This is a genomic window from Burkholderia sp. Se-20378 (assembly GCF_017104665.1).
GTDB classification, from domain to species: Bacteria; Pseudomonadota; Gammaproteobacteria; order Burkholderiales; family Burkholderiaceae; genus Burkholderia; species Burkholderia lata.
In genome coordinates this window covers 1-14826 of record NZ_JAAGPG010000195.1, presented here as the reverse complement: position 1 = coordinate 14826, position 14826 = coordinate 1, and the positions used below count along the sequence as shown (strand labels likewise).

The 14826-nt window shown below is 58.1% G+C and carries 6 protein-coding genes and 6 pseudogenes; 9 read left to right on the top strand and 3 right to left on the bottom strand.

Going from position 1 to position 14826, the window contains the following annotated elements; genetic code table 11:
- Positions 1-168 precede the first annotated feature (168 nt).
- Positions 169-690, bottom strand: a pseudogene (locus G3N93_RS20500) (ATP-binding protein); the annotation flags it as partial.
- Between the two features lie 796 nt (positions 691-1486).
- Between G3N93_RS20500 and G3N93_RS20495 the strand changes: the two are divergent.
- From G3N93_RS20495 to G3N93_RS20465, 7 genes and pseudogenes are all read left to right on the top strand, one after another.
- Positions 1487-3082 (top strand): DUF2957 domain-containing protein, encoded by a 1596-nt coding sequence (locus tag G3N93_RS20495; RefSeq protein ID WP_206133805.1) that lies wholly within the window; start codon positions 1487-1489, stop codon positions 3080-3082.
- Between the two features lie 75 nt (positions 3083-3157).
- Positions 3158-4410, top strand: a pseudogene (locus G3N93_RS20490) (DUF2957 domain-containing protein).
- A gap of 73 nt (positions 4411-4483) precedes the next feature.
- Positions 4484-5308 (top strand): OmpW family protein, encoded by an 825-nt coding sequence (locus G3N93_RS20485; protein ID WP_071332061.1) that lies wholly within the window; start codon positions 4484-4486, stop codon positions 5306-5308.
- A 121-nt stretch (positions 5309-5429) separates the two neighbouring features.
- Positions 5430-5933 carry an activator protein gene (locus tag G3N93_RS20480; protein ID WP_174989822.1) on the top strand — a complete coding sequence of 168 codons (504 nt, stop codon included), beginning with the start codon at positions 5430-5432 and terminating at the stop codon, positions 5931-5933.
- Between the two features lie 387 nt (positions 5934-6320).
- A complete protein-coding gene (locus G3N93_RS20475) occupies positions 6321-6569 on the top strand; it encodes a CsbD family protein (RefSeq protein ID WP_174989823.1) in 249 nt (82 codons plus the stop codon).
- Positions 6570-6622: 53 nt separating this feature from the next.
- Positions 6623-6994: a phage holin family protein gene (locus G3N93_RS20470; RefSeq protein ID WP_174989824.1), complete on the top strand. Its 372-nt coding sequence runs from the start codon at positions 6623-6625 to the stop codon at positions 6992-6994.
- A gap of 424 nt (positions 6995-7418) precedes the next feature.
- Positions 7419-8415, top strand: a pseudogene (locus tag G3N93_RS20465) (IS481 family transposase).
- A gap of 481 nt (positions 8416-8896) precedes the next feature.
- Here G3N93_RS20465 and G3N93_RS41635 read toward each other — a convergent pair.
- Both G3N93_RS41635 and G3N93_RS20460 read right to left on the bottom strand, forming a co-directional pair.
- Positions 8897-9124, bottom strand: a complete 228-nt coding sequence (locus tag G3N93_RS41635) for a hypothetical protein (RefSeq protein ID WP_254603412.1) — start codon at positions 9122-9124, stop codon at positions 8897-8899.
- A 272-nt stretch (positions 9125-9396) separates the two neighbouring features.
- Positions 9397-9887: pseudogene (locus G3N93_RS20460) on the bottom strand (integrase core domain-containing protein); the annotation flags it as partial.
- Positions 9888-10795: 908 nt separating this feature from the next.
- Between G3N93_RS20460 and G3N93_RS42480 the strand changes: the two are divergent.
- Together G3N93_RS42480 and G3N93_RS42050 are read left to right on the top strand one after the other, a co-directional pair.
- A pseudogene (locus tag G3N93_RS42480) lies at positions 10796-13597 on the top strand (ESPR-type extended signal peptide-containing protein); the annotation flags it as partial.
- A 933-nt stretch (positions 13598-14530) separates the two neighbouring features.
- Positions 14531-14826 (top strand): annotated as a pseudogene (locus G3N93_RS42050) (hypothetical protein); the annotation flags it as partial.

The window sequence follows — 14826 nt, the reverse complement described above, 5'->3', positions numbered from 1 at the left end:
CCCAACTCGCGAATAGTTGCCGCCGCGCTCCTACCGTACTTGATGTAGAGCCGAACCGCTCGAACCCGGTCTTCGTACGAATACATGAACTACCTCCAAGGTAGTCCAAGATTTTGTCCGCAACCCCGAAGTGTCGAAGTAAAATTCCCCACCCTGTTCGGACGGTGATCAACCGGCGACGTGATCGAATGGATTCCTTCGGGGGCGGCCCGGACGCCGGCGAGCCGGTTCAGCGGGCACGGGGTTCAGGGAAGATGGACGGTTGCGCAGATGGTCCGGCAGCAGATCGGCGTGTTCTCGCAGGCGGTACGATGTGCCTTCGATTTGCACGACGATCGCGTGGTGCAGCAGCCGGTCGAGCAACGCCGCAGCCACCACGCTGTCGCCGAACACGTCGCCCCATTCACCGAAGCTGCGATTAGACGTCAGGATGATCGCGCAGCGCTCGTAGCAGGCGTTGACGATCTGGAAGAACAGATTGCCACCGTTGGAGCCGATGGGCAGGTAGCCGATCTCGTCGACGACGAGCAGGCTGTTACGGGCAAGGAAGCGCACGCGCTGCGCCAGGTTGCCTTCCCGCTCGGCCTTGGCCATCGTGTTGGCGACCTCGGCCAGCGAGCCGAAGTAGACGCTCTTGCCAGCGCGCACGGCTTCCGCGCCCAGCGCAATGGACAGGTGCGATTTGCCTGTAGTGTGCTGAAATATCGCTGACTTCACAACTTCCTGTCTCTAAAGGACTCTCAGAAATCTTAGCTGACGTAATGCCGATTCCTACTGGGCCAACTCCAGTCGCTTCCATCGCATGTGACCGAAGAGATTGCGTCTGCAATGAGCAAAGCTCTTGCCATCGAAACCTTAAGTGCTCGAAGGGGACATAAGGAGGTCGAGATTGACGACGGCACGAGTGCTTCAATATAAACGGGGTTAAATGCAATTCTGTCGATAATCATGATGACATTGGTGTGGGGGCGTTAATTTGAAAATAATACGTTACATTTTTTTTAGAAAATGTATTTTAAAAAATAATACAAATTCTGCCGCTTTGGGTTCCTGAGATAATTCTTATTCTTGGATGGTGGGGTGTGTTTGAAATAACCATTGCCTCGTTACGTGCCTTGCGTCATCCGGCGTTCCGTTGTTTGGAATCTTTCGTCCATTTACATGATCGGGCTGGCAAATCATAGTCGCGTCAACAAGGCCGTCGCATATAAAGAGATCGAATAGCCAAGAGGTTGGGGAAAATATATGGGTGTTCGTTATTAGGCAGAATTGCGAGCCGATTTCCGTCATGCACGGGAAAACGGATGTCTTCTTCGACAGATGGAAAAAGCGCAGGTAGATTTCATACGATCTTAGAAGGGCACCTTCACGACGCGGCTCTCTGGAGTCGGGACGAATGCTGTCTCGCTGAGAGCGTGTGTAGCGGTGATTGTTGGGCTAGGGGCCGTTAGGGGCGAAGGTATTCGCGCCCGATGAGGAGCGAGCAATGATTGTGATACCTGCGTGGAAAAGGCTAGCAGTGATGGGGCTGGTATTGGGACCGTTCATTTCCGCTTGCGGCGGGGGGGATGACCCTGGGCCGATTAACGTGCCGCAGTGCTCAGGCGCCGCATGCGGGCCTAGCGGCGCGGAGACTACGCCACCCGTTTTAACAAAGCTATGTCCGGACGCGCTCGATTACACGACGACGTATACGGGGGGGGCCGGCAGTGGCGAGTACATCAAAGTGAAATTCAACACGACGAATCTCAGCTATCAGATGCAGTTCGTCGACTCGTCGGTACCGACCACGGCAGGACAGATCAACAACACGCGCGCTGGTCTGACGATCAGCGGCGCGTTCCATCACCCGACCAATCTCCCAACACCAGAGCAGAATCGCTGCGCGTTCGTGCTCGACAGTGGTGCAACGAGTGATGGTGCGTACGCGATAACGATAAATCGCTCAGATCCTCCGATGCTGTTCGTCGGTAATGGGATCGTGGGTGGTGGGATTCCAGGTGCCACAATCGCCGTTTCGGGCATCGAACTCGTACCGGGCGTGGTTCTCGGAGCGGTGCCGTCGCGGACGTTTGACTTCTACCCGTTCATCGGGTTTAGCAGCATCGAAACGGATTTCGAGAAGGTGGCCGGCGCGTACAACGAGGTTGGCCTTCATCTTTCGCCGACTGGCACCTCTTTCCAGACCACTGTGCCGCAGGGTTGGCAGCCAGACGTCGTGAACTGGAACCAGACGCTCAATGCGGACGGCTCGTGCACGATTACGCAAGACAGCGACTATTCCTGTCAGACAACCGGAATGCCATGGACGTTGCGCAAGAACGCGGACGGTACGCCAGACAATGTGTTTGTCAGTCACCCGCTAACGGGGATGCCGTATCCGTCGGCAGGACAAGAGCAACCTCTCGTGATTCTTACACCAAGTCAGGCGCACGGAGTGATGATCGTCGGAAAGCTGAACGGTGCGTTGGTGCCAGTTGTCATTCGAGTCGGATTTTCTTATGCGGCAGCTAATAACCCTCTTGCGTCGGTGGCTGATGCGGAGGTGGGCATTTCAATACTTACACCCGCGAGAGCCGTCGAGAGCAACGTGTTGAAAGGCGGATTTATCGGTGCGACGAGCGCCTCGGCATGTGGTGTCGTTACGTCCAATGGGCCGTCGGGGGCACCTGGAAATTCGGGGCCGAGCTTCGACAGAAATAAGTCACATCCAGACCTACCGGGCAAGTACGATGGCACTTTCTTTTTGCCGGCGGCAGGTAACTGTTCGGACGGCACTGCGGTGTCGAGTATCGCGGCAAACTATACGTCGGCGCTCTTCCAAGGCAATTCGGCTGCATTGATCGATCCGCAAACGTCATCAGTGACAGCACAGCTTGGGTTGGACTATGCACAGGTATCGCCTGGGAAAGTCGGAGTTACGGCCAACAGCGACTTCATCGCGAAGGGCGCGAACGGAAACTTGGCGATCTTCAAGAAGGGCGATACGGGCTGGATCGTGACGGCCGGCAACGTCTACGCGATGGTTGTCAACAACAGCCAGGTCAACCCGTTCTTCACGGTCGGCGCGTTCGTCCAGTAACCAACCCTGCATTGAACACGTAACACCGGCGGCGCATGCGTCGCCGCCGGCGAATAGAATTTCAAGAGGATTCCTATGAATTTGAAGCAATGGATGGCTGCGGCTTCACTCGCACCCGTGCTGGCCGCATGCGGCGGCGACGGCGACCCGCCGCCCGCACCGGTGGTCCGGCTGTGCCCGCAGACGATCGACTACAACACGGTGTTCATCGGCGGGTCGGGATAGGGCGAGCTCGTGAAGGTGCAGCTCGACACGACGAAGATGACGTACCGGATGACGTACCTCGCATCGCCGGTGCCGACCACCACGGGCACCGTGCAGCCGACGCGCGACACGGCCCCGCGAATGTGGTCGACGGCACGCTGGCCGACGAAACGGGGCTGCCGACGGTGAAGCTGAACCAGTGCACGTTCCGGATGCAGAACGCGAGCCTCGACCCGAACCGGCCCGCGCGGCTGTTCCTCGGCGAAGGCGTGCTGGGCGGCGCGATTCCCGGCGCGACGATCCAGTTCAACGGCGTGATCGGCGTCGGCAAGATTCCGCAGACGACGTTCCCGTACTACCCGTTCATCAGCTTCTCGTCGCTGGAAACCGACCTGACGAAGATCGCCGGCAAGTACAACCAGCTCGGCTATCACCAGGTGCCGTCGCAGAGCTTCCAGCCGGTGGCGCTCGACCAGCAGGTGACGATCAACGCGGACGGCAGCTACGTCGAGACCGACAACTTCGGCAAGAAGAACGGCGGGCAGCCGCTTGCATCGAGCGCGACCGTGAACCAGCCGTTCACGCTGCGGCCCGATGCGCCGGCGTTCCAGTCGCTCAACTACCTGCCGCAGATTCAGCCGACGCTCGCGGCGGTCGATCCGGCGAAGGCCGGCAAGGGGATCCTGATCGTTGGCAAGCTGCGCAACCAGCTCGTGCCGATCTTCATCCGCACGGGTGCAGCCAACGCGGACCTCACGCAAGGCCCGCCGAGCGCGGACGACGAATCGGGCATCTCGTTCCTGAGCCCGCAGACGGCGATCGCGCAAGGCTCGCAGAACGGCGAGTACACGGGTGTCGACAGCGCGTTCAACTACCGCGCGACCGCGCTCGTCGGCGCACAGGCCACGCTGCTCGATCCGTTCAATGCGTCGCAGGCCGCGCTCACGCGTGCGCTGAATCTCGACTACACGCAGAAGGTGCCCGGTGTCGTCACGACCGTGCATGCGGATGCGGCGTCGGGGCCGGCGACCGGCAAGTTCGTGTTCACCGGCGGCGTATTCGGGTTCCTCGACATGAACGATACGAGCAACCCGTACTTCACGGTCGGCGCATTCGTGCAGTGACGCACGCCTGGATGGAGACACGGTGGCGCCGCGCGCGGATGCGCGGCGCCCGGACAGAATGAGGGGAGACTTCATGAAGAAGCTGATTGTCGCGGGTGTCGTCGCAGGCGTGTCGACGCTCGCATCGGCCCAGCAGGCGGGCGACAACGTCGCGACGCTGGGCTGGCTGCACATCATGCCGCAGGATTCGACCAACGGGCTGACGACGAATCTTGCCGGCATGCCGATCAACGGGCCGCTGCGCCTGCCCGGGTCGTTCACGTCGCCGGGCACGAGCCTGACGGTCAACAACGCCGATACCGTCGGCCTCACGCTCACGCACTTCTTCACCGACCATATCGCGGTGACGTCGGTGCTCGGCGTGCCGCCCGAGTTCACGCTCACCGGGCACGGCTCGATCCGGCCGCCTGGCCCGGCCGGCGCGCTCGGCAGCGTCAACATGGACAACCCGGCGAACCAGCCGGCGGTGAAGAACGCGCGGCAGTGGAGCCCGACGATCATTCTGCAGTACTACTTCAACTCGTCGACCGCGCGGTTCCGGCCGTTCGTCGGGATCGGCGTGGCCTACAGCTGGTTCAGCAACATCGAGCTGAACGGCAACTTCGCGAAGGACATCAACGAGAACCTCGGCAGCGTGCTTGCGGCCGGTGCCGGCAAGCCGGGGCCGACGTCGGTGGAGGGCAAGGCGTCGTCGTCGTTCACGCCGGTCTACAACGTCGGTGCGAGCTATGCGATCGACAAGCACTGGGGGCTCACGGCGACGCTGACCTACATGCCGCTGAAGACCTACTCGTCGCTCGTGATCAAGGCGGCCGACGGCTCGACGCTGGCCACCACGCGCACGCGGCTGAAGGCTGACCCGCTGATCACGTTCGTCGGGATTTCCTACAAGTTCTGAGCCGACCGGTGCGCATGACGCGCGTCGGCGGCTTCCTGCGACTGGCTGGCCGGACCTTTTCGGCCGGGAGGTCGCGTTCCTGGCGGCGTGCCGCCATTTGTGAAGAGAGGGGGCAGTTCAAATGAGCATTCGCAAAATCGTATCGCTTGTTGCTGCAGTGGCTTTCACCGCGGTTTCGGCCGCGCCTGCTTTCGCAGTTACCGTTACGCGGGCCGACGGTCAGCCGATGAACCCGAACGGCGAGCCTTTTTCCGCATCGGGCATCACAAGCCTCAGCAAAGGGTCAATCAACGCGTCCTGTACGTCCACCTTCAACGGAACGATCACGTCGACCGGCATCTTAACTATCACGTCGACGACATTCGCGGGCGGTGCGACATGCGGCCTAATTAGCGGCAGTGCAAGTAGTGGGTCGCCGTGGACCGGTCAAGCAGATAACACGACGCAACTTTCGATCAATAACGCTCAGGTGAATGTTACGTTGCTCGGCACCTGCGGTCCGAGCAAGGTGGTGACGGCATGGAACGATCCGAGCTCTTCGTTGACATTCAACAATGCTGTATTGACGCCGGACTGTACGGTCAGCGGGACTGTTGCCACGTCACCCAAGTTCCATGTTCAGTAACTGTTTGATTAGCCGATGAGGAACGGCGGTCGACGCGCGCGTGGCGGTTTTCCGCTATTTCGGAAGACCGTCCGCGTACCGACCCCTTCGTATGGTGGCGCGTTAGCCCTCGAGTGAGTCGGAGACTCGTCCGATACTCGGAAAGTACACGCAGAGGTTTCTGTTCGACAGTGAAGGCAACGTGCAGGCGGCTGCATTGTCGTGCCCCCCACAAATGCACTAAGGATCCCAGTGCATTTGAATATGATTCGCGATCCTATGCTGTCTCTATACTTTCTCATAGGAAATCGGATGATGTTGTCGATGTAGTAGAACTGTATCTAGGTGGGTTGAGAGCTCGATTTTGAGAGCTCGATTTGGGTAATACAATTGAACCGGAGGTCGAATATGTTTGAAAAAACGGACGGTATCGTACGCAATCTGGCTGGCAAGGGACAAGAAGCGGTCGGCGACGCGGTCGGCGATCCCGAGATGCAGCTTGAGGGAAAGTTGCGTCAAGTGGCCGGCAAGGCTCAGCAATCTTACGGCGAGGCGCTTGAACAGGTGCGCGACGTTACCGCCAATAATCCTGTCACGACACTGTTGACTATCGCGGCGGTGAGCTTTGTCATCGGTGCGCTTTGGTCAAAGCGTTGATCGGCCGTTGCCCATCGGCACGCGGTGTGTAGTGGCCTGCACCGGAGCACGCCATGATTTGGTTCTCAACAATGAGGAAGTGGCAGAACGTCGCGCGATTTTCGGTTTTGCGCTTGTCTGATTACGCGAGCCTTGCAGCAGTCGAGTTCGATCTGGCCAAACGGCGCTTCTTGCGAGACTTGATACTGTATGCAGTGCTCGGACTAAGCGCTATGTTCGGGCTTGCGTTCGTGTGCATCGCAGCGATCGTCAGTGCCGCGAAGACGCCGTACTTGATCGAAACGGCGTGGACCGTGGCGGGATTCTGGATATTTGCAGCCGTTGGCACGTTCATTGTCGTGCGCACACGCGAAGAGCTTGGCACATTTTCCGTTATCGGTGACGAGTTGCAGCGTGACATCCAAGCCATTAAGGAGCGCCTTTGATGAAGCGTAAGAATGGCGATGCCTCGCTGGAATCAAAGCGTCGGGCAATCCTTGCTCACATGGCCGCAACACGCGCCGAATTGTCAGCGTGTTGTCACTTAATCGAAGTGTTACAGCGGAAATCACGCTCTGGTCAGGGGATAGGGTTGCCGTCCATAGCCGGTCCAACAGGAACGGCCATCGGTGTGGCGCTTGCTGGCTGCGTAATTCTAGGTCCCCGACGGGTTGCGATGACCGCGTGTCGTGCCGCCCTAGTCGCCCTTATCGGTAGGGCCTCCCGAGAGATTGTGCGCTGAGTGGAGGATGCTGAGACCCGGTCAAAGCTCGTCGCGCGCGGCTACTGATATGTGTGATTCATAGACATCGTTTCAATTAAAATGAAGCGATGGACTGACAAATCGCCGCGCGATTACGTTGGGTACGCATGTATCACGAGACCGGCAATGCCGGCCTCGTGTGCGCGGGATGTGGCATATCTCGACCGACACTTCGCAGATGGCTACGCCGCAATCAGGAAGCTGGAAAAGCGGGGCTCCAGTCTCGCAGCCGTCGTCCACGCCGCAGCTCCAACCAGTAGGTTTCCGCGGCTGATCGGGCGACGATCCTCCGATTGCGTGTCGAACGCAAAGGCGCACGGCGTATCCAGGATGATTTGCGACTGCACGAGCAACGAGAATTATCTGTCGCGACCATTCGCCAGATCTTGAGCGAGGCGGGCGCAAAGCCGTTGATTCGATCCAAGCGACCGGCGCAGCCGAAACGCTATATCCGACCGGTGCCTGGAGACCGCGTCCAGATGGACACGACGAGAATCGCTCGAGGTGCGTACCAATAAACGGCGATCAACGACTGTTCGAGATTCCGGGTACTGGCGATATACCCACGCAGAAATGCCCGAAATACGCTGCTTTTTCTTGATCGCGTGATTTAGGAGATGCTGTTCCCGATCCAGCGTATCCAGACCGACCGAGGTGGTGAGTTTTTCGCCGAGTCGGTGCAGCGGTGCTTGATGAGCGAATGCATCAAATTCCGACCGATCCTGCCACGCTCGCCACACCTCAATGGCAAGGTCGAGCGTTCACAGCTCACCGACCGCAACGAATTCTGGTCGCATCATCCGCCGACCAAGGATGCGATCGACCAACGCATTGAGGAGTGGCAGTTCGATTACAACTGGCGGCGCCCGCACGGCTCACTTGGTGGTAAGACGCCCATCGACCGTATCGCGGAGTTGGGCGCAGTCACACCTCTCGCGGAGGAGGTGGGCGGTGCCTACGACGAATCGAAAGAGCGAATTCGACACCGCGAATGGCGCGTCGACAAGACTCTCGCCGAACATCACCGGCTCGTGCTGGAGTTCGCGTCTCCCTAACGGGGCCTCGAGCTCCGGCACGCAATGGAAACGGCGCACTAAAAAGTGAAACGATGTCCGTGAATCGCACACCTGATAGGTTCTTACGCTCACCGAGCGAAATACTCAGTGAGCCGCTCGGACGCTGACGTCGCTTCGTCAGCGCGCTTTTAGCATTGCGTCGGCAAGCTTGTAAGCGCTTGCCGCTCTCTTGGATTCATAATCTGGGATTGCTGTAATGTTGCGTCCGGCATCCCTTGAAAGCAATCCTTGAAGGGCTGTGGCTGCAAAGAAGTCTCGCAAATCCGCAATCCGGTTTTCTCGTTCCGGTAGCGTCGTTGTTCCGGACCTGTCCGAATTCGGTTTGCAAGGGACACGCGCCTCATTGGAAAGCACTTCGGTTGAGGTGTTGGCAAATAGTTCATCGAATGGTAGCCGCATATGTTTTACTCAGTGAGTATTTTGCGCTGGACAACGGAAAGGCGAGCGTGATAAATAGGGCACGTTTGCGGTGCGGCCATCATCTCGGCGGTTGGGCGCGCCTCGGCGCGTCAGCCGTTATTGCGAAGTTCCTCCGGCGTGCTAGCGGCTTTTGCCTTTTTCGCCGCGTGATGGTGACCGATTGCGCATCCGGCAGCGGCACCCACGACGCCATGATGACCGGCAACATGGCCTGCTACACCGCCCGCCGCTGCACCTTTTAGACACCCAGCGGCGCTAGCCGACGCCGCAGCAGCCAGCAGAGTGGCGCAAATCATTGCACTGGATAGGACCTTCACGTTGTACTCCGGTGGGGCAAGGATATAGTAATTTGCAATAGTCTGATCAATGCTTGAAAACGCTGCCCTATGCGGAAAGCGCATTGCGACGTGGCCTAGCATAGCGGCCAATCAAGCGTGCTAAAGCGTTCGAGTAAAGTACCGGCAAATATGGCTGCGTTGACGATGCATATTGCCTAGGTTGTGTGGTGCGTTCGTACTATGACCATTAGTTCTCCCTTCGCCTACTGGCAACTGATTGTGGAATCGACCCTGTAATCCCGGAAACCGCTTCACGCTAAAGTAGTTGAATCTATCGAGCGCCCGAACCCGCGAGGCGAGCGGTATTTCAGCGCGCTGTGGGGCTGCTTCTCCTTGTAATGCTCGAACGCGACGGCCAAGTTTTTTGCAGCAGTCGCCGCGTCCGACATCAACTAACAGGCGGCGTAATCACGTTTCATGGTCTTCGCGAAACTCTCGGCCATACCGTTACGGGCCGCACGCCAGCATGGTCAATGGCTTCAGGCCAATGTCCGTCGCAATCCGGCGCGTGTCGTCGACCGTATAGCCCGAAACGTTGCTGGTCAGCCACTCGATCTCGGACGGTATTTGCAGTTTCTCGGCAAACCGATTTTGCCCTGCCGCTAGCATCACGTCGCGCACGATGTCACCCGTTGTGGCCCGCCGTCATAGCCGCCAAGCTCACGGTCTCTCGGTCGCAGCACTCCGACGCGAACGTCACGCGCGGCGGTTCGCCGTTGTCACATCGGAACTCGAAGCCGTCCCGCTGGTCGCCCGCGCGACGGCCATCCGCCGGGCGAAGGCGGCGACGAGTTCGCATGAAATGGCTCATCTGGTCGGACTGAACATAGACGCGGCTCAAGCTGTCGATACAGCCGCCCGGATTCCCTTTTCGATACGAACGCTACGGTGTTTAGCGCGCCTTCTGAACGTTGGCCTTTGGGCTTGAGCTGGTCGACAGCATATCCACCCAATCGCAACGTTTTCGGGGCCTGATCACGTCGATCTTGTGTAATTTCGTGCGTGCGGAGATTCGGCGCAGATCCTTATGTCAGGTAATCTCGCATCGCCAGTTTACGTTTCGAAAGTACAACCGCTTGAGCTAGGTCGAAAAATCTACATTGATGACATCTGCATCCCTTGCTCAAAGACCGTGGAGGGCATCCAATCTATCGAATCGCGATTGGCTGAATGCAGTGGCGTAGACTTTATGCGGCCTGGTGATCGGAAGCCATTTTTTTTGCGATGTGCAAAGATAGATTAAACGTTTGCGGGGGGTGTGATTTTCAATTGCATGATTTTTTATAAAAACAAAAAATGATGATTATTTTAAAAAAATACACAAATTGATATTACTGGTGGTGTGGTTATATTATAATCATTGTAAAATTTTAAGTTTTTAAACATTTGTAAGCCGATTTAATATTAATTGGCAATACCATGCCTGAGTGGCGTCATAACCTAAATATTGGCAAGGCCTTAATTGTTGTCGATGTAACTGTAAGGTATGGCGTCGCAATATTGTCGGCATCGGGGCTCATGCATTGGCGATGTGTATTAAGTGTGATGTGAGCGTATCGCTTTGAATGAAGTCAATAATTAATAATCCCAATCAAATCGATTTAATTTGTCGATTTGAATGAGGGTGATTTTGCGCGGTTTGGGGTGGATATGAATAAAGTATTCAAAGTTATCTGGTGCAAAGCTAGTGGAAACTACGTTGTCGCATCCGAGCATGCGCGCGCTAAGCAGGGGGGGGCACATTCATCTCGGACCTCCAACATCATGGAGATGCTTGCAACGAGTCGGACGTTTGCAATCACGCTTGCAATAGGATCCTTATTTGGCGGAGGAATTAGTCCCGCGCCCGTTTTCGCTGGTGTAATAAACGGAGGTGGCAATACGACTGGCTCCAACTCGATTGGTGCTTCGGGTTCTACAACCGGAACGGTAGGCAACAGTTATATTGGCTCTTCGGGGCAAGGCGTCGCAATCACGGGCGACGATGACTGTTTGAGTCTGAGTCCTTCCAAAACTGCACTAACCACCTCAAACGTCGCATTCACGCTTGGAACGACGTCACAAACAACCGATCCTGGAGTTGCATGGACCGGGGTGCCAGCGTACAACATTACATGGAACGGGGTGCCGATCGGCTATTACAGCGGTGCATCGGGAATTTCTGGTGGCGGGGTGTCACCCGCGGGTTCCCAGGCAACGTTGGCATGGGGTTTCAATTCATTTGCCGGTGGCTGTGGTAATCGGGCATTTGGTATGGGATCGACCGCCATTGGTATGAATAATCTCTCTGGCCTGGCTGGTTCCACAGCTCTGGGTATAGCCAATACGGCGTCGGGCGCAGGGGCGATCGCGATTGGATTGTTTAACACAGCGTCTGGAACGGGTAGCACTGCGCTCGGAATTGGGGCGCAGGCGATCGGAAATGGTTCAGTTGCTCTGGGCTTTGGTGGAAATGGCGACGCCACGAATGCGACCATTGCGAGTGGAGCAAACGCAATCGCCATTGGAGGAGATACAACCAAAGGCGCGCAAGCAACCGGAGCAGATTCGATCGCACTGGGAAGCGAGGCTAACGCCGGAACGACGAGCGCAATTGCAATCGGTACTTCCGCGACGACTTCGCTGGCAAACAGCGTGGCGATCGGTTCCGGCAGCGTCGCAAACGCGACACACTCGACTACGAATTGGACAACGGCGAACGGTGTATTTCGAGGCGCAACCTTCACCGTTAATCAGGCACCGACTAATGGAGTAGTCGCTGTTGGAAGTAGGCAGATCCAAGGTGTGGCGGACGGTGAGATTTCTGCGACATCAACTGACGGTGTAAACGGGAGCCAACTTTATAAGCTTGCTCAAGCAGCGGCAGCAGCGTCGACGCATTACTACAGCGTGAACGACGGTGGTCCACAAAGAGGAAACTATGCCAATAACGGGGCAACGGGGATTGACTCCGTTGCTGCGGGCACCGGGGCGTCCGCAGCTTCGCAGAATGCCGTTGCCCTTGGCAACGGCGCTTCGGTTGCAGCCGGGGCAGACGAGGGGGTGGCCATTGGGAATACGGCAACTGTAAAAGGTACTGGGACCTATGGCATTGCAATAGGTAATGGAGCGATATCGAGTGGTTCAGAATCGATGGCTGTCGGCCTTTCCGCGACTTCCAGTGCGATGAGTTCGACAGCAGTCGGGTTCGGAGCAATCGCGAATGGTTTTAGCGGTGCGGCGTTTGGAGCCTTGTCGACCGCAAGCGCTGACTTCAGCACGGCATTTGGAAATTCTGCGACTTCGAGTGGATATACCAGCACGGCTCTTGGTGGTGCTTCGGTGGCGGCGGCGCAGTTCGACCTTGCTGCGGGGGCTTTCGCAGTCGCCAATGGCGGTGCGACCGGTAACGCAACTGCGGTTGGAGCGAATGCAACTGCAACTTCTGGGTATGCGTCTGCGGTGGGAGGGTACGCGACCGCATCAGCCACTGGGGCGACCGCATTGGGATCTTTTGCGACGGCTGCTGCAACAAATGCATCGGCAATTGGCATCAATGCAACTGCAGCAGCAGTCAATTCCGTTGCCGTAGGTAGTTCAACCATTGCGTCTGGTGCGTCTGGGGCGGTTGCGCTAGGTTCTTCGGCAAGTGCAAGCTATGCGAACAGCGTCGCGATTGGTGCGGGCAGTACAACAGGTGCGTCAGCACCGACAGGGTCAGGTTACATCACAGATCAAGCTGCGCCGACCTCGGAAGTATCTGTGGGTGGCGGCACCGCAGTGACAAATCGTCGTATCACTAACGTAGCCGACGGCTCCGCTCCTACCGATGCAGTGACAGTTGAGCAACTCAGTACAAGCAACGTCAGTCTCTCGACTGGCATCGCTGTGCTGTCAACTTCCATGTTGACGGGCTTCTCATCGACTAACAGCGCAATTTCCTCGCTTTCGACCTCCACGTCGACCGGCCTCAGCACGGTTGCGACCACGACGAACAATCTTGGCAACAGCGTGGCGTCGGCACTCGGTGGGGGCGCTGCGTACAACCCGACGACCGGGACGGTTTCCGCGCCGGCGTACACGACTTACAACGCGGACGGCACGACGTCGACCGTCAACAGCGTTGGCTCGGCAATCGATAATATCAACAATCAGGGCATCAAATACTTCCACGCGAACTCTACCGGCGCCGACAGCACCGCGACTGGCATCGACGCTGTCGCCATCGGCCCTGGTTCAGTCGCCGTTACGAACAACTCCGTTGCGCTCGGCGCCAACTCGTTGACCGCCCCGGCTAACCCGACAAGCAGCGTAACCATTAACGGCGTTACGTTCAGCGGATTTGCTGGCGCCTCGCCGGTCGGCACCGTTAGTGTCGGTGACCACAACAAAGAACGGCAGATCACCAACGTCGCTGCCGGCCAGGTAACGTCGACCAGTACCGACGCGATCAACGGCAGCCAGCTGTATTCGGTCGTCCAACAGGTTGGTACTGCAACCAGCGCCATTTCGTCGCTGTCGACGTCGACTTCGACGGGTCTGTCGTCGGCTAACAGCTCGATCGGTTCGCTCTCGACCGGTCTCTCGTCGACCAATAGCTCGGTCACTTCGCTGTCGACTTCCACGTCGACCGGCCTGTCGTCGACAAACAGCTCGATTGGTTCGCTGTCCACGGGTCTCAGCTCGACGACTAGTTCGGTGACTTCGCTGTCGACCTCGACCTCGACAGGGCTGTCCTCGGCAAACAGCTCGATCACGTCGTTGTCGACCTCGACGTCGACGGGTCTGTCGTCGGCCAACAGCTCGATCGGTTCGCTCTCGACCGGCCTCTCGTCGACCAATAGCTCAGTCACCTCGCTGTCGACTTCGACCTCGACCGGCCTCTCGTCGGCTAACAGTTCGATCACGTCGCTGTCGACTTCGACGTCGACTGGTCTGTCGTCGGCCAACAGCTCGATCGGTTCGCTGTCCACGGGCCTCAGCTCGACGGATAGTTCGGTGACCTCGCTGTCGACCTCGACCTCGACCGGCCTCTCGTCGGCAAACAGCTCGATCACGTCGTTGTCCACCTCGACGTCGACCGGTCTCTCGTCGGCTAATAGCTCGATCGGTTCGCTGTCCACGGGTCTCAGCTCGACCAATAGCTCGGTCACCTCGCTGTCGACTTCGACCTCGACCGGCTTGTCGTCTGCTAACAGCTCGATCACCTCTTTGTCGACCTCGACCTCGACCGGCCTCTCGTCGGCGACTAGCTCCATCACGTCGCTGTCCACGTCGACCTCGACCGGCTTGTCCTCGGCGAACAGCTCCATCATCTCGCTGTCGACCTCGACCTCGACGGGCCTCTCGTCGGCCAACAGCTCGATCGGTTCGCTGTCCACCGGCCTCAGCTCGACGAATAGTTCGATGACCTCGCTGTCGACTTCGACCTCGACGGGCCTGTCGTCGGCGACCAGCTCGATCACCTCGCTGTCGACCTCGACCTCGACCGCGATCAACGCCGCGAAGACGCACTACTACAGCGTCAACGACAACGGCACGACGCAAGGCAACTACGACAACACGGGCGCAACGGGCACCAACGCCCTCGCGGCCGGCGTGAACGCCAGCGCGGCAGGCGCCAGCAGCGTCGCGGTCGGCGACGGCTCGAACGCGCAGACGGCGGGCGCGGTCGCCATCGGCCAGAACGCATCGGCAACGGG

Excerpts from the sequence above, each read along its gene's own strand:
- G3N93_RS20495 (WP_206133805.1), top strand. The coding sequence starts at position 1,487 with ATGATTGTGATACCTGCGTGGAAAAGGCTAGCAGTGATGGGGCTGGTA.
- G3N93_RS20485 (WP_071332061.1), top strand. The coding sequence starts at position 4,484 with ATGAAGAAGCTGATTGTCGCGGGTGTCGTCGCAGGCGTGTCGACGCTC.
- G3N93_RS20480 (WP_174989822.1), top strand. The coding sequence starts at position 5,430 with ATGAGCATTCGCAAAATCGTATCGCTTGTTGCTGCAGTGGCTTTCACC.
- G3N93_RS20475 (WP_174989823.1), top strand. The coding sequence starts at position 6,321 with ATGTTTGAAAAAACGGACGGTATCGTACGCAATCTGGCTGGCAAGGGA.
- G3N93_RS20470 (WP_174989824.1), top strand. The coding sequence starts at position 6,623 with ATGATTTGGTTCTCAACAATGAGGAAGTGGCAGAACGTCGCGCGATTT.